The sequence below is a fragment of the Rhizobium sp. LEGMi-198b genome (genome assembly GCF_054114205.1).
On the sequence record NZ_JBSYVH010000007.1, the window covers coordinates 376,220 to 394,058 of the forward strand.

Genomic DNA, 17,839 nt, shown 5'->3' on the forward strand with positions numbered 1-17,839 from the left:
GCAATGCCCGGGCCACTCCCGGGCGCAAACAAAATATGACTTAAAAGGTCTTGTTTTTGATGCGGCGAAGAGGCTATACCGCCGGCATTTGCGCCCGGCCTGTAAGGCTACAGAACAATCAGGACCTTTCTTGTGACCCTATTGAAATCACTTCTCACCGTTTCCGGTCTCTGCGCCGTGCTTGGCCTTACCGCAGCTCCGGCATTCGCCGCATCGAAATATCCGCTGACCATCGAAAACTGCGGCAGGCAGGTTACCTTCCAAAAGGCGCCGGAGCGGGCGATCGGCCTTGGCCAGAACAGCGCGGAAATCATGCTGCTATTGGGCCTTCAGGATAAGATGGTCGGCACCGCTTTCTGGCCGAGCAAGGTATTGCCGCAGCTTGCCGAAGCCAATTCAAAGGTAAAACTGCTGACGGTCGAGTTCCCGACCTTCGAATCGATCCTGGCGGAGAATCCCGATTTCGTGGCGGCGGCCTTGCCGAGCCTGATCGGGCCGAGCAGCAAGGTCGCCAAGCGCGAAGACTTCGACAAGGTCGGCATCCCGACCTATCTCTCACCCAGCACCTGCCTCAGCACCAAGGATGCCAAAGACCCATACGGCAGCCGCGCCCAGCTCTGGAACACGGACCTTCTCTTCAAGGAAATCGACGAGCTTTCGCAAATCTTCGATGTTGCCGATCGTGGCCAGGCCCTGATTGCCGATTTCAAGGCGCGTGAGGCCGCACTCCGCTCCAGCGTTTCGAAAGACGGCAAGAATCTCTCCTATGTCTTCTGGTTCTCGAGCCCCAGCCCCTCGGCCGACGCCTATCTCGGCGGCAAAAATGGCGCTTCCGGCTTTATCGCCGACCTGCTCGGAGGGCACAATGCGATCAACGCGGAAGCGGAATGGCCGACACTCGGATGGGAAAGCATCATCGCGGCCAATCCGGATATCATCGTCGTCGCCAATCTCGACCGCAACCGTTGGGAACTCGACAAGTCCGAAGCTAAGATCAAGTTCCTGACCACTGATCCAGCCGTAAGCCAAATCGCGGCGATCAAGAACAAGGCGATAGTGATCATGGACGGCCAGGCCATGAATCCGACCGTCCGGACGGTTTATGGCGCCGAACAGGTGGCGGAGCAGTTAAAGGCGCTTGGTCTTCTGAAGTGACCGAAACGCGTCGCTCTCTTCAGCAGTTTTTTGCCTTCGGCATTCTGCTGCTGATTTCATTTGCCGTCATCGGTCTCGTCGTCGGCATCAGCGTCGGGATTGGCGATCTGCCGATCCCGCTCGCCACGACCTTCTCCGCCGTTACCAATCGCATGGGATGGACGGCGGTGGAGCTCAATAAGATCCACGAGGCTGTGATCTGGGACTATCGCCTCAGCCGGGCGCTGGTGGCCGTCTTCTGCGGCGCCGGCCTCGCACTCTCAGGAGCGATCATGCAATCGCTGCTGCGCAATCCGCTTGCCGAACCCTACGTTCTCGGCATCTCGGCCGGCGCATCGACAGGCGCCGTTGCAATTGTCATCCTCGGCGTCGGCGCCGGCGCGGTTTCCCTGTCCGCCGGGGCTTTTGCCGGCGCCTTCGCGGCCTTCCTCTTGGTCGCATTGCTATCGAACGGCACGCGCGGCGGAGCCGACCGCACCATCCTCGCCGGCGTCGCCGCATCGCAGCTTTTCAATGCCGCGACCTCCTATATCGTCACGACGTCGGGCAATGCCCAGCAAGCCCGCGATGTGATGTTCTGGCTGCTCGGCAGTTTCGGCGGCGTGCGGTGGCCGGAATTTACGCTGGTCTCGATCGTCGTCGGCATCGGACTCATTGCCTGTCTGTTTTATGCCCGCGTGCTGGACGCCTTCGCCTTCGGCGACGAGGCGGCCTCCTCGCTCGGCGTCAATGTCGCGAGGGCGCGTATTGCGCTTTTCGTTCTGACGGCAATGATGACGGCGACGATCGTTAGCATAGTAGGCTCGATCGGCTTCTTTGGCCTCGTTGTGCCGCACGCGGCGCGCTTTCTCGTCGGGCCGCTGCATATCCGTCTTCTCCCGACCTGCGCCGTGGCGGGCGCGATCTTCATGGTGCTCGCCGACATTGCGTCGCGTGTCCTCGTTCCGCATCAGGTCCTGCCGATCGGCGTTGTCACGGCGCTGGTTGGCGTGCCCATCTTCTCGATCATTCTCTACCGGTTCCAGCGTGCGTCATGACTATTAAGGCAGATAACCTCGTCTGGAGAATCGGTAAGAAGACCGTTCTCGACGGCGTTTCATTTGAGGCGCAGCCAGGCAAGATGCTCGGGCTGCTCGGACCCAATGGCTCCGGCAAGACCTCGCTTCTGCGTCTTCTCGCCGGTCTGAAGCGGCCACACTCCGGTCGCATCACGCTCGACCAGAAGGACATCGCGACGATCGGCCGACGCTCGATCGCTCGGCGCGTCGCCTTCGTCGAACAGCACGCCACGACCAATGCCAATCTGCGGGTTATCGACGTCGTAAAGCTCGGCCGTTTTCCGCACCTGCCCATGTTTTCTGGCTGGACTGCGGCCGACGAAAAAGCCGTCGAAGGCGCGCTCGAACGCGCCGGCATGACGGCGAAACGCAATGATCGCTGGCAAAGCCTGTCGGGGGGCGAAAAACAGCGCACGCATCTGGCGAGAGCCTTAGCGCAGTCCCCGAAGGAACTCATCCTCGACGAACCCACCAATCATCTCGATATCCAATATCAAATCAGCCTGATGCGGCTCGTCTGCGCTCTTCCGGTTACCAGCATCATCGCTTTGCATGATCTGAACCACGCAGCCATGTTCTGCGACCAACTGATCATCATGCAGCAAGGTAGGGTCGTCGCTTCCGGTGCGCCGGAGGTCGTGTTGACCGAAGAACTTCTGAGAGACGTCTTTTCGGTCGAAGCCCGCGTAGAGACGTCGCCTCATCACTTACGACCGCATATCCACTATCTTCGGTGAGGACTGCTTCCGCGCGCCATCCGGATCGGCTGGTCTCCGTCGTGCAGATGTAGGCGGTGGGTCTCTCAAGAATTCTCCGGCCTCGCTTCGTTATCGCCACAAAATCTCCCTTGGTGGCGTGACCTCAAGGCATAGCGGCGTACACGATAATCGCGGCGGAGATTGTCGGACCATCAATCGGAAACTGTAACATCCAGCCTATCGCCGATGTTGCCATCACCATAAATACTGACGTTGATCCAAATATCGCCCTGAACGATCATGCTCGCAGCGGACGGCGAGATGGAACCGCTGGCAAGCATTGCTTCAAGCGTTTCACGGTTACGCTTGTCGGCGAAAAACTTGTCCGCTTCGTCTCCACGATCGCGGCGACCATAGACATAGAAGTTTGCTCGGTCTTGGCGGATGATCTGCCACGGTTCCCTCAGGCGAGCGCCACTGGAATTGTAAAGGTCGTCGCGGCCGATATAAGCGCGGTATGTTTCGATCAGATGATCCGATTTCGCGCGCGTAATCGTCGATTGAGCCGACGCCGGCGGAACAAAAACACCGGCAGCGATGAGTGCGATGAAAAGCGCCTTCATAAAGATCCTTTCAAACTAGAAGTGGCAGCTCAGAACCTCCATACGACCGGCGCGTTAATAATGGATGACAATTTGAGGGCTGTAGTCCTCCTCGGTGGGAGCGAAGATCGTCTCGCCCAGTTAACGGAGTGAAGCATTAAACTCTTCGCGCAGCGCCTCGTATTCGACCGCAAATTGCTCCGAAAGCGGGAATGATATGTCGTCTGCCGTCAGCCGCTGGAAATCTCCGCCCAATCTGGTGATCGCCAAGCACAACTGCTCGACCTTCCTTTCGGCGCGCTGCTGGGTTGCCGCGCGTGCCGCCTCGGTTCTTACTACTGGATGCAGCCGCTTCAGAAGACGCACTCGCCAGCTAATTCTGCCTAGCCACCGCAAAGCTTCGTCATATATTGGAGCGGTGGGGAATCAGACGGGCTGGAGGAACCTTGTCATCGAATTCGTCAACGCTTGCGCCGCTTAAGCACGAGACCTTTCGCAGGATCTGGGTCGCGAGTCTTGCGTCGAATTTCGGCGGGCTGGTCCAAGCCGTCGGCGCCGCTTGGATGATGACGACCATCACTTCATCGGAAGACATGGTGGCGCTGGTCCAAACCTCGACCGCATTGCCGATCATGCTGTTTTCGCTGGTTTCCGGCGCCCTTGCCGACAATTTCGACCGCCGCCGCGTGATGCTGACAGCGCAGTGTCTGATGCTCACCGTTTCCGTAATCCTGACATTATGTGCCCTGCTTGGCTGGATCACCCCCTGGCTGCTTCTGCTCTTTACCTTCCTGATCGGTTGCGGAACGGCGCTCAACAATCCGTCCTGGCAGGCGTCGGTCGGAGACATGGTGCCCCGAGAGGATCTGCCGAATGCCGTGACGCTGAACAGCATGGGCTTCAACATGACCCGAAGCGTCGGCCCAGCGATTGGTGGCATCATCGTTGCGGCTGCCGGCGCTGCCGCCGCCTTTGCCGTCAATGCCGTCAGTTATTTTCCGCTCATTTACGCGCTGATGCGCTGGAAGCCCGCTCTCCCCACATCGACGCTGCCGCGCGAAAATCTGGGCAGCGCGATCTTTGCCGGGCTCCGTTACATCTCGATGTCGCCGAATCTCGAAAAAGTGCTTGTCCGCGGCTTCATCTTCGGTGTCGGAGCAAGCTCCGTGCTCGCCCTTCTCCCGATCGTCGCGATCGATCTGGTTTCCGGGGGACCGCTCACCTACGGCTTCATGCTTGGCTCCTTCGGCATCGGAGCGATCGGCGGTGGCGCGCTCAATGCCCGGCTTCGCGAGGCGCTGAGCAGCGAGACGATCATCCGTTATGCCTTCGCCGGATTTGCGGGCAGTATGGCGCTGACGGCGTCGAGTCCCTTCGTCGTCCTTACCTGCGCGGGCCTGCTCGTTTCCGGCGCCTGCTGGGTGCTGGCACTTTCGCTGTTCAATACGATCGTCCAACTATCAACACCGCGCTGGGTCGTCGGCCGCGCCCTGTCGCTTTATCAGACAGTGACGTTTGGCGGCATTGCCGGCGGCAGTTGGCTCTGGGGTATTGCAGCCGATCGATATGGTGTCTCGAATGCGCTTTACGGCTCAGCCGCGGTCATGCTGGTCGGCATTGCCATCGGTCTGCGTTTCTCCATGCCGGCCTTTGCCTCGCTAAATCTTGATCCGTTGAATCGCTTCATCGAACCTTCCCTGGGCCTGGACATCAAACCGCGCAGCGGCCCGATCGTCATCCTTGTCGATTATCAGATCAGCGACGACGACCTGCCGGAATTTCTGACATTGATGGCCGAGCGGCGGCGGATTCGTATCCGCGACGGCGCCAGAAACTGGGCACTGATGCGCGATCTGGAAAAACCCGGCATCTGGACGGAAACCTACCACACACCGACCTGGGTGGAATATATCCGCCACAACCAGCGGCGCACGCAGGCGGATGCGGAAAATACCGATCGGCTGCGGGCTCTCCACGGCGGCAATGACCCGCCGCATGTGCATCGCATGATCGAGCGCCAGGCCATTCCACCCTCGGACGACGTCTTCCACAAGACGCCGATCGACCTACATCATTGAAGGCGACATCCCTGCTCTATCGCTATGACGCTGAGGCAAAACTCGCTGGTCTTGCTGTGAGCATCGATGGCATAATCGCCGCCGCCCAAAAACGGCGGGAAATGGAGCGGGAGGGAAGACATGGTGGACTGGCGAACCGATGAAATGCCGGAGGACGGAACCGTCATCTACCGGCGCATAATCCAACCATATCGCTTTTTACCTTATAAGCCGAACAGCGAGGAGGCCAAGCGCGGCAAGAGGGGCCGATGGCAGGTCATGGACGAGGCCGGTGGTTGGGACAATTGCGGCGAACCGCTGGGTACCGAATGGACCGCCGAGAACCCCTTCAAGACTGCCGAAGGTTAGGCATTTGCGCCGCAACCACAAAAAATCCCTCCACCGGGCGCCGGCAGAGGGAAGTCAGGTCATAGTGCTCGTCCGGGCATTACCCGGAACTGCACTTTGCGGTGCCGAACCGACGCATGTCATTTAAGTATTTTAATCGCTTACTGGATCGCCGTTCGGGCGAGCAAGGGCAATCAGCGATGAAAGGTGATTACCATGAGCCGTGTTTTCGTTACAGGAGCCACCGATGGTCTCGGCTTGGCGGCCGCGCGCGCCCTCATGGACGACGGCTATGAAGTCGTATTGCATGCGCGCTCAAGCGAAAGAGCTTCGGCCGTCGCCCACTTGAAATCCAGGGCCTTGGCGGTCGTCACCGGCGATCTCAGCAGCGATGCGGAGACGCGGTCCATTGCGGATCAGGTCAACGAGATCGGGCGTATGAACGCTGTCATCCACAATGCCGGCATCTACCTCGAGAGAAGCCGCGGAGAGACGGCCGAAGGCCATGCGAAAATCTTGGCGGTCAATACGCTCGCGCCTTACCTACTCACGGCCCTGATCGAACGACCCGATCGCTTGGTCTACCTCAGCAGCGGTATGCACCAGAGCGGCGGCGGGTCCATCGATGATATCGACTGGAAACAACGCTCATGGAATGCAAGCCAGGCCTATTCGGAAAGCAAGCTACATGTCGCCACGCTCGCAGCCGCCGTTGCACGCCACTGGCCGGAGGTCCTCAGCAATGCGGTAGACCCCGGCTGGGTACCGACGAAGATGGGCGGGGTCGGAGCGCCCGATGATCTTCAGATGGGCCATCAGACACAGACCTGGCTCGCGACAAGCGACGATGAAGCAGCCAAGATCAGCGGCGCCTATTGGTACCATCGCCAACGACGCCAGCCCGCCGCAGGGGTCACGGACCCGGCGTATCAGGACAGGCTCATGGACAAGCTGGCGGATATGACCGGGGTAAGGCTGTTCAAGGCGTAGCGCATGAATCCCGGAAAAAGGCGCCTCGATGACCGAGGCGAACTTTCTCAGGATGAGAGAGAGACTGGCCGGTGTATAAAAGGAACGCGCCGCGGCTCAACTGACCGTCACGCTTGGCCATATCAGTCTCCTTCTCAAAGGCTACGTAGCCAAACTTCAGTGCAGCCCAAAGGCGTTCAACAGTTGTTCGCGAAACCTGACGAAGCGCGCCTCGCTGCGGTTCCGCGGCCGCGGAAGGTCGATCTCGATCTCGCGGGTGCGGCCACCCTTTTCCTTGGAGAGGATGAGGACCCGGTCGGCGAGGTACACCGCCTCCTCAAGATCGTGCGTGACGAGGATCATCGTCACCTTCTCCTCCCGCCAGATGCGAGCGAGCTCTTCCTGCATGGTGATCTTGGTCATGGCGTCGAGCGCGCCGAAAGGCTCGTCGAGCAGCAGGATTTCAGGCTTCACGGCGAGCGCCCTGGCAATACCGACGCGTTGAGCCATGCCACCCGAAAGCTGCGACGGCAGGGCGTCGGCGAATTCGCCGAGGCCGACGAGCTGGACATAGTGGCGCGCACGCGCACGCGCCTCGGCCTTCTTAAGACCTTGATTTTCGAGCGGGAAAGCGACGTTGTCGAGCACTGTGAGCCAGGGCAGAAGCCTTGGCTCCTGAAAGATCACGGCGCGATCTGTGCCGACGCCGTGAACGGGCTGGCCATCGATCAGCACATCGCCTCTATCCGCATTCTCGAGCCCGGCGAGAACCCTGAGCAGAGTCGTCTTGCCCGAACCCGAAGCGCCCACGATCGCCAGGCTTTCGCCGGCGCGAATGTGGTTGCTGACCCCCTGCAGCACATTAAGATGGCGGCCGTTGATCGAGTAGGATTTGGAGAGGTTCTTGATCGTCACCTCTCCGCGCAAGGTTGGTTCAGCGACACCCATCGGCCCGCTCCTCAGTTGCCGGCGACGGCGAAGTTCGCCGGATCGTAGAGAATGTCTTCCGCCTTGAGCTGGCCAGGCTTCAGAACGCCGCCGCGAGCGAGAATGTCGATCCAGAATTGCAGATCGCGCGGCACGGCCTTGCCGCCTTCGCGCACACCATAACCTGTGAAATATTGCGCAATATCCGCATTCTCGCCGCGCGAGGCCAAGACCTTGGCGATTACTGCCTTGGTCTCTTCAGGGTGAAGACGCGCGTATTCGAGCGCGGCCTGCGACTTCTCAACGAAGATCTTGGCCGCTTGCGGGTGTTGCTTGATCCAATCGCGGCGCAGCACCGTAAAGCCGCCGGCGATTTCACCGAGCACGTCCGTGTCGCCAAAGATCTTCTGAAGACCACCGTTTTTCAGCGCCACGCCTTCATAGGTCTTCTGCCAGTAGCCGAAGGCAGTCACATCGACCTGCTTGGAACGCAGGACCTGTTCGAGCTGCGGACCCGGAACGACGACGAGCTTAGCCGCATTTTCCGGCAGGCCGACAGAATGCAGCGCTTCGCGCACGGTATAATCGAGATGGGCGCCAAGCGTATTGACGGCGATCGTCTTGCCGGCCAGATCCTTGATCGATTTGATCGGGCTGCCGTCAAGCGAATAGAAGATGCTCTCGGTTACCTTGTCGATGCCATTCGAGGGATAGGCTGCGACGAAATCATTGCCGCCGGCGATCGAGTTCAGCACCGCGGCGGTCGCAGCACCGCCGACCTCAACGTTGCCCGACGCCAGCGCGAAGAGGGAGGCCGGACCGCCCTGGGCATAACCGACATCCTTTACCGTCACGCCGGTGTCCTTGAAATAACCGAGCGCATCGGCAAGTTCATGAGCGGCAAGACCGCCCTGGCTTGCGAGGTAGCGGATGGTGACCTGATCTGTCTCGGCAGCGAGGGTAGCACTTGCCGGGACGGCCAGAAGCATGCCGGCTGCGACTGCGGCGATACCGAAAGAACGACGCGAAATCTGCATGTGAACTCCATAGATCGGATGAGATGGAAAATGGTGGCGCGTTTTCAGGCTTCAGTCTCGGGGATTGGACCAACGGCAGAGCCGGGCCTGCAATGCCTCGAGGAGGAAATTCGCCGACAGCCCGAGAAGTGCGAGCAATAGAATCGCCGCGAACATCAGCGGGATCTGGAAATTGTACTGGGCATTCATCACCTGAAATCCGACACCGGAATTGGCGCCGATCATTTCTGCGGCAATGAGCAGCAGAAGCGAGGTCGTGGCACTCAGCCGCAATCCAACAAAGATCTGCGGCAGGGAAGCCAGCAGGACGACGCGGCGAAACACGGTGAGCGGCTTGGCGCCGTAGACACGTGCCATTTCCACCAGCTTTGGGTCCACCTGCTTGACGCCCCCAATCGTGGCGAGAAGTGTCGGGAACAGCGTCGCCCAAAAGATCACAAAGATTTTTGACGCTTCGCCAAGGCCGAGCAACAGGATGAACACGGGATAGAGCGCCAGTGCGGAGGTCTGTCGAAACAGTTGCAGGATCGGATCAAGGCTGCGCTCGATAGTCCGGACCTGCCCCATGAACAGCCCGAGCGGGATGCCGACGCCGACTGCTGCGCCAAATGCAATACCGGCACGCTGGAGGCTGATGGCGATGTCGCCCAGCAGCGGGCCGCCGCTGACCCCGTTCCAGAGCGCTCGCAGGATCGCATCCGGCGGCGGCAAGACCGCTGGATTGCTCCAGCCAAGCGACGGAGAAATCTGCCAGAGAGCAACAAAAGCGATAATCATGCCATAGCGCGAGATGAAACCGCGCAACAGCGCCCCTGTTTCCCGTACCAGCCTGCTCTGCGAGAAATATGGTGCGCGATAGCTCTCAAAAATAGCCTGTTGTTCAGTTTCAAGCGCCATGAGCTTTTCCCCTATCCTGTCTCGGTTATTCGGCAGCTTCCGTATAGGCGGTGGTCCAACGGCTCTGCGGGAAAGGCAGGCCCAGATTTTCGCGGAGGGTCTTGCCTTCATACGCAGTGCGGAACAGACCGCGGCGCTGCAGCTCGGGAATGACGAGTTCCACGAAATCATTGAGACCGGTGGGCAGCCACGGCGGCAGGATGTTGAAGCCATCCGCGCCTTCGTTTTCGAACCATTCCTGCAGAGTATCCGCGACCTGGACCGCAGAGCCGACGATGGTGAAGTGGCCACGCGCGGAAGCGATCCACTGGTAAAGCTGCCGGATGGAGAAATTGTTCTCGTCCGCAATGCGGCGGATCAGTTCCTGGCGGCTTTTCATGCCCTCTGTCGGCGGCGCCGGAGGCAGCGGGCCGTCAAGATCGACGCCCCGAAGATCCAGCTCGCCGCCGCTCAGAGCATTAATCAACGCCAGCCCATCCTCTTCGATGATCAGGCTCGTGAGCTGCTCGTATTTTTCGCGCGCCTCTGACTCCGTGCGGCCGATGAACGGCGAGACGCCTGGCATGATCAGCACATGCGAGGGATCGCGACCAAAGCTGCGCGCACGCGTCTTGATATCGCGATAGAATTCCTGAGCGGTCTCGAGCTTCTGATGCGCCGTGAAGATAACTTCCGCGCTGGCCGCTGCCAGTCCGCGCCCGTCTTCCGACTGGCCAGCCTGCACGATGACGGGATGCCCCTGGGGCGAACGCGGGACATTCAATGGCCCCTCGACCTTGAAATGCTCGCCGTGGTGATCGGTGCGGTGCACCTTGTTGATATCAAAATAAACGCCGCTTGCGCTATCGCGAATGAAGGCATCGTCGTCAAAGCTTTCCCAAAGCTTCTTGACGACCTCGACATGTTCGGCCGCCCGCTTGTAGCGGGCCGCATGGGGCGGCTGCCGGTCGAGACTGAAATTTTTTGCGGCGGCTTCCGTGGCGGTGGTGACAACGTTCCAGCCGGCACGGCCAGCGGAGATCAAATCGAGCGAGGCGAACTTGCGCGCAACGGAGTAAGGCTCCTCATAGGTCGTGGATGAGGTGGCGATAAAGCCGATGTTCTTCGTAAACGGCGCCAGCGCCGAAAACAGCGTGACCGGCTCGAAACCGACTACCCTCGCATTTCCGCCCTCAATGCCGGCGCCGAAGGCAATCGCAAGCCCGTCTGCCAGGAAGTAGGCATCAAAAAGGCCGCGTTCGGCTGCCTGCGCGAGTTCGATGTGGAACTTGAGATTGACCGCCCCGTCGACCGGCTGGTCCGGATGGCGCCAGGACGCGATATGCTGGCCGCCGCCGGGAAGAAATGCACCAAGCTTGATCTGTCTCGTCATGAGTTCCTCTCCGCATTTTGAGTTTTAGCCGGGCCAAAAGCCGTATGTTAAGTATTGCGGTATAATCGATGGATTTAATAGGCTATCTGTTTTGCGACCGTCGGTCTGATGGAGAAAGTTTTTCCAGAAGCTGGAGCAATAGGGAATTTGTCGCCCACCGATGAGGCAGCCGACTATGCCAGTCGGTCATGGCAACATCCACGCCTTAGGTCGCGCTAAATAACTTCTCGCCACGCCTGCGCGCTCGCGTCTTGGCTTTCATAATCGGCCGACTATATCATCCTGTTACAGGATCGTTTGCCTTGCGGAGTTTGTTTTGGCTGTTGCGTTTACAAAAGAGGAAAGCGCGGAAACGGCTGCGGAGACGCAGCTTCCCGACCGCGCTATCTCGCCCTATCAAAACCTCGTCACGGAAGCCGGATTGAGGGCACTCAACGCCGCGCTGCAGGAGGCCCGCGAACAGTACGAAGCCGCAAGCGCTGTCGAGGATGTAAACGAGCGGCGGCGCCAAACGGCAGTACCCCTTCGCGATCTGCGGTATTTCAACGAGCGGGTTCGCACTGCTGAGGTGATAGCGGCCCCAACATCCAATGAGACCGTCGCCTTCGGCAGCACGGTCACCTTCAGCCGCGATGACGGGCGCGTGCAGACCTATCGCATCGTCGGGGAAGACGAAGCCGAGCCCAAACAAGGGACGATCTCTTATGTTTCACCGGTCGCCCGGTCCCTGATGGGAAAATCTGTCGGCGACGCAGTCATGGTCGGCGACCATGAACTGGAGATCGTATCGATCACTTGAGGGTATCGCTTGCGGGAGCACCCGCAATAGCCCGGTGCTCCCGTCTCTGGCCGTTTTAACCCGCGTGCTTCTCTGGCATAGCCGAGGAGTGATGCGACGAGATCAGCCACTTCCCGTTCTTGAATTCGTAGGTGAACGTATAGCGCGCCGGGACCTTGGTCCCGCCCTTCAAGGTGAAGGTGTAGATGCCGGTATCGAGCGCGTCGTTGCAGCCGATTTTGATCGTGCGGCTGTTGATTTTCCCTTGCGGATGCTTCTTCAGGAAGTCCACGAAGTATTCCTTGCGCTCCTGCTGCGTCAGCCGCGGCTTATTCGACAGGGTCGGCAGGAGGACGGCGTCGGGCGCGTAGTTTTCGACCACCTTTTCTGGGTCCAACGTGGCCAGCGAGGCGTTCCAGCGATCAAACAACTGCTCCACCTGAGGTTTGGTGATCGGCGCGCACTCTTCGGCAAGGGCCGGCGGCGCCATAAGAGCAATCACGGAAGCGGCAAGCAGATATTTTTTCATGTCAATCTCCCTCAAATGATTTGTCTTTTCCGGCGATATTCACGTCGACTATCCAGAGATGCTTTGCCGCCCGCCGCGTCGCGTCTGCCGCATGGCCAATGCATTTTGGCGGGTGGCTTGCGATCCAAGGCACGTCGAAGTTTAAACAACAAGAATTCGTGGAAGGCGCAGGTAACGATAGCATAACATCGCCCATTCGCGAATTGGGCGTATCGATCGCGATGCTAGCTTTGCCGGGTCGAACGGTCCCGTGTCCTCCGCACGTTGCCTGCCGCGCTATTCTCAGCCGGCGCCGCAGGCCGCGTGATAGTCCGCGAGGCTTCTCGTCACCCGCCAAATCAAAACCTCTTCCGGATCGAGTGGCGCTTCGGCAAATTGCTGAGCGGCCGGCATGTGCTGCCAGAACAGCGGCACAGGTACGAGCCGCCCCCGCAGCGCGTCGTAAAGCCGTTCGACTGCAGACTGGGCGTCCGGCGACGTCCAGTAATATCGGATCCGGTCGGAAAGCGAGTAGTGCCTCAGCCATCGCTTCTCCCCTTCCGTTCCGTGGTAATGACGGTTCCAATTGTCCGGGTGCGCTGACATCAAGGCTTCCATCGCCGCATGGAGCGGGCGCTCACCGTAGCCCGGCACGAGATCGGAGGCGATCAAATCCAGTCCGTAAAGGGCCTCGCGCAATACAAATGTCAGTTCAGGACCAACCTTCAGAATAGGAAAGCCATCCTCTACCAGCGCACCGAGCGACCGCGTACCCTGGTAGTCGGTCGAATGCGCTTCGAACACGAATTGCGGCTCGTCGGTCAGAACCTGTTGGAGGGTTTCGATCTTGCTGCGATCATAAAGTATTACATTGTGGTTCCCGAACTCGACACCCGGCTGGACGACCAAGCCGATGGCGCGTGCAAATGCTTCCTGCAGACCCGCCTTTTCAAAGACTTGACGATGCACATCGATCGTCTGCCTGGCGGCAGACGCCGCGGTCGGCTCGATGGCGGTAAGGGCATGATCCGCACCGCCGGGCGGCGGAACTTCGGTGCCGAGGACATAGACGGGCATCGCGCCGCCGCTCCGCTTCGCCGAGGCTTCGGCGACCGCCGCAAGACGCGCCGCGCGATGCGCCGTGGTTTCGTCGTCGAGCGCCTGGGGTTCGCCCAAGCAGCCCATCGACGCATCAAGGTGAATCTTGCGAAATCCGGCCTCAACATATGCGGCGACCATTTTCTCCGCTTCGGCCATAGCCTCTTCGGCTGGACGGTCTCGCCACGGGTTCGGACCGAGATGGTCACCACCGAGCACCACGAGATGACCGGGGCAACCCTCTTCTTTTGCGAGCTTCTCAACAAGCGCGGCAAAGTCCTTGGGCGTCATTCCGGTATAGCCGCCGCGGTGATTGACCTGATTGCACGTGGCCTCGATCAAGACGGTACTGGCATGCTGGCGTCCATGGCGAAGTGCCGCACGCAACACGACGGGATGGGCGGAACATACGGATGTGATCCCCCTCGGACGGCCTGCAATCCTGAGTGCGGCCAGTTCGCTAAGATGGATCTGCATCAGGAACGCCTTTCCGTTGCGGAGATGAATGCATCGAGTTCTTCACGAGTGCCGGCTCCTTCCATCGGGCCGCGCGCGGTTACGTTTCGCGCGCCAGCCGCCGCAGCGTAAGTGAGGGCATCTTGCGGCGGCATGCCGAGCCGGCGGCAGGTGAGATAGGCGCCACCGAAACAATCTCCAGCACCCGTAGGATCGATCTCTTCGACGGCGAAAGCCCGTATATCGATGCGCTCTCCTTTTCCGTTGAAATAGGTCGCGCCGGCAGCGCCGCGCTTTAGTACGATTTCCTTCACACCAAGTTCGAACAGACGCCGGACCGCATTGTCTTCGCCTTCCACGCCGGCCGCCCGTTCCAGTTCCTCGCCGGAAGGCAGAAGCAGATCCGCAGCCGCAACGAGCTTCGCAAATCGACGCTCAGTATCTTCGTCGAGCCTCAGCTCTTTCCGGATGTTCGGATCGACCGAAAGCGTGCCGCCGCGGGACTTGATGACGTCGACCGCCTTGTCGATGACGTCTCGGGCGCTCGGCATGGAGAGTGCGGAACCCATGACGTGCAGATGTCCGCTGCGATTGATGAGATCGCTGACGTGCCGGGTCCATCCGAAGCGCGCGGCGGCGGATTTTGCGATGTTGTAAACGAAATCTCGCGATCCGTCCTTGCGGTAACGGACGAAGGCGCTGCCCGTAGGGTATTCGGGATCGATCGATATGGCCGAGACATCGACGCCGTCGCGCTTGAGCCGATCGGTATTCACACGCCCGAAATCGTCATCGCCCACGGCGCCGACCATGGCCGCGCGACCTCCGAGGCGCCCGCACTGCGATATGAAGATTGCCGGCGCGCCGCTGGCGAACGGTCCGATTAGGGGCTGCGCATCGCGGAACCCATCGCCGACCGTCGTGGCCACGATCTCCACAAGGATTTCTCCTACGCACACGGTAGGACCCAGTTCGTCGGGAGCCAGTATTGAAGCCATTGCAATCCTGCTTTCGATAGCTGTTGTTATTACCAGGCCGCAATTAGCCCAATCTCGAGAGACGCCGCAGTCTCTTGAGGGATTCGACGAGCAGCCGTTCATTTGCCAGCATTCCTTTCAGATGGGTTCTTGCCAAGCGCTCGACCAACTCTTCTCCTTTGGGAGTGAGGCCGATCAGCACGCTTCGCTTGTCTTCTTCCGAGGGAATGCGGACGGCGAACCCTGCCGTCGCGAGCCTGTCCACGAGCTGCACCGCACCGTGATGCTGCAGGAGCATTTGATCGGCAAGTTCGCGCACCATAATCTGACTTCCAGGCGCGACCTTGATCACCAACAGCGCCTGATATTGCTGGGATGTCACTCCCGCCTCGGAAACCGCGGCTTCGCTGAAAGAAAGAAATAGCCGCATGGCGAGCCTGACGCCCGCAAGGCCTTCGTAGATGCCCGGATCCAGGGGCTGGGTCTCAAGTTCGTTTTTGTTTGACCGACTGGACCGCTTTCCCGAGGGCATGCACATTTTTCCTTTATTTATATCATGGCATGATATATTTTCATGACGTCCGCATTGGGAGGACGTTCGCGGGCGCGCCACACTGAGCGCTTAGGCTAGGTCCATATGCGCCGCGTGCCACCACACGCAGCGCTCGCGAACCTTATCCCAAAACTTCGTGACTGAAAGGGGCATCGCTTGGACGATCTCAATGTCAATATCGATGGATCAATCGTATTGGACCGCGACGTACGGTTCTTTGGGTCTATCGCCGGCACGGTAACGGTTCCCGCCGGTCGGCGGTTCGAACTCCATGGAAGCATCGGGCACGATCTCATTGTTGAGAAGGGCGCGGCCGTGATCATTCGTGGAACCATCCACGGCAAGCTGATCAACAAAGGTGGAGATGTCGTGTTGAGTGGATCTGCGGGGCATATCCAAGATCTGGATCCCACAAGGCCAATCCAGAAGGAAGCCTGAAGCTGCGGATTCTTTGCGGAAATTTGCAATTACTCGGCAGCAGCGGCACACTATAAAGGGATCTATGTGACCGTTTATCTCTGGGCGCTCTATCGGCCACGCATTGAACCCAAAAAGGGCTTTGGCGACTTAGGATATCTCATTCGGTGGCTGGAAAAACAGAGGCTTCCCGGAGACGCGCCTTCAGATTGGGTGGTGATGCTGCTCAAAATCGCCGAAAACGATGGCCGATCTGTTTATGTCCACGACAAGGGAGGCCCGGACGAGTGGACGCTGACACTCAACCGTGTTGACGCTCTGCCAAGATGCTGAGCAGAGCAAAAGCGGGAATTATGCTGTCGAGATTACGAATGGATCAATCCAGCCCGTTTCGCAGCTTATCTCCGATAAGCTGCCGGGATGGCATGAATTCGTTTTGGAGCGCTTTGGCGGTGGTTTCGGTTCTGGCCATCTCGGCGCATGCACAAGCGCTGCGGCCAAATCCTGCACCGAATCGCTTGAACGATTGCACCGACGTGGTGGAAGACGTCCTGTCGAAGACAAGGGGTCGGCTGCTATCGTTTCGCCAAGGCGACGAAAAATGCACTGTGATCATTCTCTTGCAAAAGGATGGCGAGCGTCCGGAGAAGATCATCCTGCATATCGATCGCAGTCAGGCATCCGCAGACGCTGAATAATGTTTCGGTTCCGCGCGGTACCATCGGCAGTGTCTTTTTACCGGCCGGAGATTTCCAAGGAAGAGCCGAGCGCACTGCAGCGCCTTGCGCTCGGCTCGCGCTCATTTTCCAGGCAACGCCTCGATCGCGTCGAACACGCGGGCCGTATAGGTGAGCGCAGCGCCTGCGTTGAGCGCGATGGCCACTCCCAGCGCTTCGGCGATCTCGCCCTTTGAAGCCCCGAGTTCGACCGCCTTCTTCGCGTGAACGGCGATGCACCCATCGCAGCGCGTCGTGACCGCAACTGCCAGAGCGATGATCTCGTGCATCTTCGGCTCCAGTATAGCAGTCTTGTTGCTGCTGCCTTCGATCACATGCAAACCGTTTAAGACGTCCGGGCTCAGCTTGGCGAACTCGCCGACACGGCCGATCAAGGCGTCACGGTAGGCATTCCAATCCTGCATATTGCTCATTTCGGCTCCTCACTGGCGGCCGGCGGTGACGCCGCCATCGACGGGAAGGACCGTCCCGGTGATCCACGACGCCTGCTCGGAAGCGAGGAACAGGATAGCCTCGGCAACATCGCGCGGCTGACCATTGCGGCCGAGCGGATGGAACGAATTGAAGGTAGGCAGAACCTGCTTGACCTGATCGTCCGACAGGAAAGTGTTGTAAACAGGCGTCTCGACGACGGCCGGCGCGACGGCGTTGATGCGGATGTTGTAGGGGGCAAGCTCGATAGCAAGGTTGCGGACCATGGCGTGCACGCCGGCGTTAGCGGCGGAATAGGCGGCCGACGGGGTCGCCCCGATCGCTTGGATGGCCCACATGGAACCGGTCTGCACGATAGCGCCGCCCTTGTCCTTCATCGCCTTGGCGGCGGCTTGGGCGGTAAAGAACTTACCCTTGAGGATAGTATCCAGATACCAGTCGTAGTCCGCTTCCGTCAGCTCGAGGAACGGCGTCGGGTTGAAGACGCCGGCATTGTTGACGAGGACGTCGAGCCTGCCGAAACGCGAAACGGCGGCGTCAACGAGTGCCGCTCCGGTTTCGGGCAAGGCGATGTCGCCTGCGGAGACGACGACTTTAGTGCCGCTTGGATCGATTTCTCGCGCCGCGGCTTCAAGCTTACCGAGATCGCGCCCGTTGAGGGCCACTCTCGCGCCTTCCCCGATAAAACGAGCTGCCGCTTCCTTGCCGATGCCGGACCCACCGCCGGTAATGGCGACGACTTTATCTTTAAATCTCATTGCCT

21 protein-coding genes and 1 pseudogene are annotated in these 17,839 nt (G+C 59.6%); 10 read left to right on the top strand and 12 right to left on the bottom strand.

Annotated elements, in window-relative coordinates:
• Positions 1-132: 132 nt before the first annotated feature.
• Genes ACXHXG_RS25370 through ACXHXG_RS25380 form a run of 3 tightly spaced genes read left to right on the top strand, consistent with a single transcriptional unit; the run spans position 133 to position 2,950 of the window.
• Positions 133-1,155: an ABC transporter substrate-binding protein gene (locus tag ACXHXG_RS25370; RefSeq protein ID WP_457901123.1), complete on the top strand. Its 1,023-nt coding sequence runs from the start codon at positions 133-135 to the stop codon at positions 1,153-1,155.
• Complete coding sequence (locus tag ACXHXG_RS25375) at positions 1,152-2,192, top strand: FecCD family ABC transporter permease (RefSeq protein WP_457901124.1); 1,041 nt, start codon at positions 1,152-1,154, stop codon at positions 2,190-2,192. Before ACXHXG_RS25370 ends, ACXHXG_RS25375 begins: the two co-directional genes overlap by 4 nt.
• The gene (locus ACXHXG_RS25380) at positions 2,189-2,950 is read left to right on the top strand and encodes an ABC transporter ATP-binding protein (protein WP_457901125.1); all 762 of its coding nucleotides are present in this window, start codon (positions 2,189-2,191) and stop codon (positions 2,948-2,950) included. Before ACXHXG_RS25375 ends, ACXHXG_RS25380 begins: the two co-directional genes overlap by 4 nt.
• 173 nt (positions 2,951-3,123) lie before the next feature.
• Here the strand turns inward: ACXHXG_RS25380 and ACXHXG_RS25385 are convergent, their stop codons facing one another.
• Both ACXHXG_RS25385 and ACXHXG_RS25390 read right to left on the bottom strand, forming a co-directional pair.
• Positions 3,124-3,534, bottom strand: coding sequence for a hypothetical protein (locus ACXHXG_RS25385; protein ID WP_104826202.1), 411 nt, complete (start codon positions 3,532-3,534; stop codon positions 3,124-3,126).
• A gap of 123 nt (positions 3,535-3,657) precedes the next feature.
• Positions 3,658-3,843: pseudogene (locus ACXHXG_RS25390) on the bottom strand (methyl-accepting chemotaxis protein); the annotation flags it as partial.
• 116 nt (positions 3,844-3,959) lie between these two features.
• Between ACXHXG_RS25390 and ACXHXG_RS25395 the strand changes: the two are divergent.
• The 3 genes from ACXHXG_RS25395 (at position 3,960) to ACXHXG_RS25405 (ending at position 6,908) form a co-directional block, all read left to right on the top strand.
• Complete coding sequence (locus ACXHXG_RS25395; protein WP_260304747.1) at positions 3,960-5,591, top strand: MFS transporter; 1,632 nt, start codon at positions 3,960-3,962, stop codon at positions 5,589-5,591.
• 120 nt (positions 5,592-5,711) lie between these two features.
• Entirely contained in the window at positions 5,712-5,939 is a 228-nt protein-coding gene (locus ACXHXG_RS25400; protein ID WP_283053323.1) for a hypothetical protein, read from the top strand.
• Positions 5,940-6,134: 195 nt separating this feature from the next.
• Entirely contained in the window at positions 6,135-6,908 is a 774-nt protein-coding gene (locus ACXHXG_RS25405; protein WP_457901126.1) for an SDR family NAD(P)-dependent oxidoreductase, read from the top strand.
• Between the two features lie 156 nt (positions 6,909-7,064).
• Here ACXHXG_RS25405 and ACXHXG_RS25410 read toward each other — a convergent pair whose 3' ends face one another.
• Genes ACXHXG_RS25410 through ACXHXG_RS25425 form a run of 4 tightly spaced genes read right to left on the bottom strand, consistent with a single transcriptional unit; the run spans position 7,065 to position 11,120 of the window.
• The gene (locus ACXHXG_RS25410; protein ID WP_457901127.1) at positions 7,065-7,835 is read right to left on the bottom strand and encodes an ABC transporter ATP-binding protein; all 771 of its coding nucleotides are present in this window, start codon (positions 7,833-7,835) and stop codon (positions 7,065-7,067) included.
• Between the two features lie 11 nt (positions 7,836-7,846).
• The gene (locus ACXHXG_RS25415; RefSeq protein ID WP_457901128.1) at positions 7,847-8,851 is read right to left on the bottom strand and encodes an ABC transporter substrate-binding protein; all 1,005 of its coding nucleotides are present in this window, start codon (positions 8,849-8,851) and stop codon (positions 7,847-7,849) included.
• Positions 8,852-8,902: 51 nt separating this feature from the next.
• Positions 8,903-9,748: an ABC transporter permease gene (locus ACXHXG_RS25420; RefSeq protein WP_457901129.1), complete on the bottom strand. Its 846-nt coding sequence runs from the start codon at positions 9,746-9,748 to the stop codon at positions 8,903-8,905.
• 25 nt (positions 9,749-9,773) lie between these two features.
• Positions 9,774-11,120 carry an LLM class flavin-dependent oxidoreductase gene (locus tag ACXHXG_RS25425; protein ID WP_457901130.1) on the bottom strand — a complete coding sequence of 449 codons (1,347 nt, stop codon included), beginning with the start codon at positions 11,118-11,120 and terminating at the stop codon, positions 9,774-9,776.
• 316 nt (positions 11,121-11,436) lie between these two features.
• Here ACXHXG_RS25425 and greA point away from each other — a divergent pair, with 316 nt between their 5' ends.
• Positions 11,437-11,919, top strand: coding sequence for a transcription elongation factor GreA (greA, locus tag ACXHXG_RS25430; protein WP_104826193.1), 483 nt, complete (start codon positions 11,437-11,439; stop codon positions 11,917-11,919).
• A gap of 55 nt (positions 11,920-11,974) precedes the next feature.
• On the opposite strand, the gene ACXHXG_RS25435 is transcribed toward greA, so the two are convergent.
• The 4 genes from ACXHXG_RS25435 to ACXHXG_RS25450 form a co-directional block, all read right to left on the bottom strand.
• A complete protein-coding gene (locus ACXHXG_RS25435; protein ID WP_457901173.1) occupies positions 11,975-12,388 on the bottom strand; it encodes an SgcJ/EcaC family oxidoreductase in 414 nt (137 codons plus the stop codon).
• Between the two features lie 321 nt (positions 12,389-12,709).
• Positions 12,710-13,981 (bottom strand): D-tagatose-bisphosphate aldolase, class II, non-catalytic subunit, encoded by a 1,272-nt coding sequence (locus ACXHXG_RS25440; protein WP_457901131.1) that lies wholly within the window; start codon positions 13,979-13,981, stop codon positions 12,710-12,712.
• Complete coding sequence (locus tag ACXHXG_RS25445; RefSeq protein WP_457901132.1) at positions 13,981-14,958, bottom strand: tagatose kinase; 978 nt, start codon at positions 14,956-14,958, stop codon at positions 13,981-13,983. The genes ACXHXG_RS25440 and ACXHXG_RS25445 overlap by 1 nt, the downstream gene beginning before the upstream one ends.
• A gap of 43 nt (positions 14,959-15,001) precedes the next feature.
• Positions 15,002-15,469: a MarR family winged helix-turn-helix transcriptional regulator gene (locus ACXHXG_RS25450; protein WP_104826190.1), complete on the bottom strand. Its 468-nt coding sequence runs from the start codon at positions 15,467-15,469 to the stop codon at positions 15,002-15,004.
• A gap of 177 nt (positions 15,470-15,646) precedes the next feature.
• Here ACXHXG_RS25450 and ACXHXG_RS25455 point away from each other — a divergent pair, with 177 nt between their 5' ends.
• The 3 genes from ACXHXG_RS25455 to ACXHXG_RS25465 all read left to right on the top strand — a co-directional run bounded on the left by ACXHXG_RS25455 (position 15,647) and on the right by ACXHXG_RS25465 (position 16,605).
• Positions 15,647-15,928, top strand: a complete 282-nt coding sequence (locus ACXHXG_RS25455) for a hypothetical protein (protein WP_457901133.1) — start codon at positions 15,647-15,649, stop codon at positions 15,926-15,928.
• Between the two features lie 66 nt (positions 15,929-15,994).
• Positions 15,995-16,240 (top strand): hypothetical protein, encoded by a 246-nt coding sequence (locus tag ACXHXG_RS25460; RefSeq protein ID WP_457901134.1) that lies wholly within the window; start codon positions 15,995-15,997, stop codon positions 16,238-16,240.
• Positions 16,234-16,605 carry a hypothetical protein gene (locus ACXHXG_RS25465; protein ID WP_457901135.1) on the top strand — a complete coding sequence of 124 codons (372 nt, stop codon included), beginning with the start codon at positions 16,234-16,236 and terminating at the stop codon, positions 16,603-16,605. Before ACXHXG_RS25460 ends, ACXHXG_RS25465 begins: the two co-directional genes overlap by 7 nt.
• A gap of 101 nt (positions 16,606-16,706) precedes the next feature.
• Here ACXHXG_RS25465 and ACXHXG_RS25470 read toward each other — a convergent pair whose 3' ends face one another.
• Together ACXHXG_RS25470 and ACXHXG_RS25475 are read right to left on the bottom strand one after the other, a co-directional pair.
• Positions 16,707-17,057 (bottom strand): carboxymuconolactone decarboxylase family protein, encoded by a 351-nt coding sequence (locus ACXHXG_RS25470; protein WP_457901136.1) that lies wholly within the window; start codon positions 17,055-17,057, stop codon positions 16,707-16,709.
• A gap of 9 nt (positions 17,058-17,066) precedes the next feature.
• Positions 17,067-17,834, bottom strand: coding sequence for an SDR family NAD(P)-dependent oxidoreductase (locus tag ACXHXG_RS25475; protein ID WP_104826187.1), 768 nt, complete (start codon positions 17,832-17,834; stop codon positions 17,067-17,069).
• Positions 17,835-17,839: the final 5 nt, after the last annotated feature.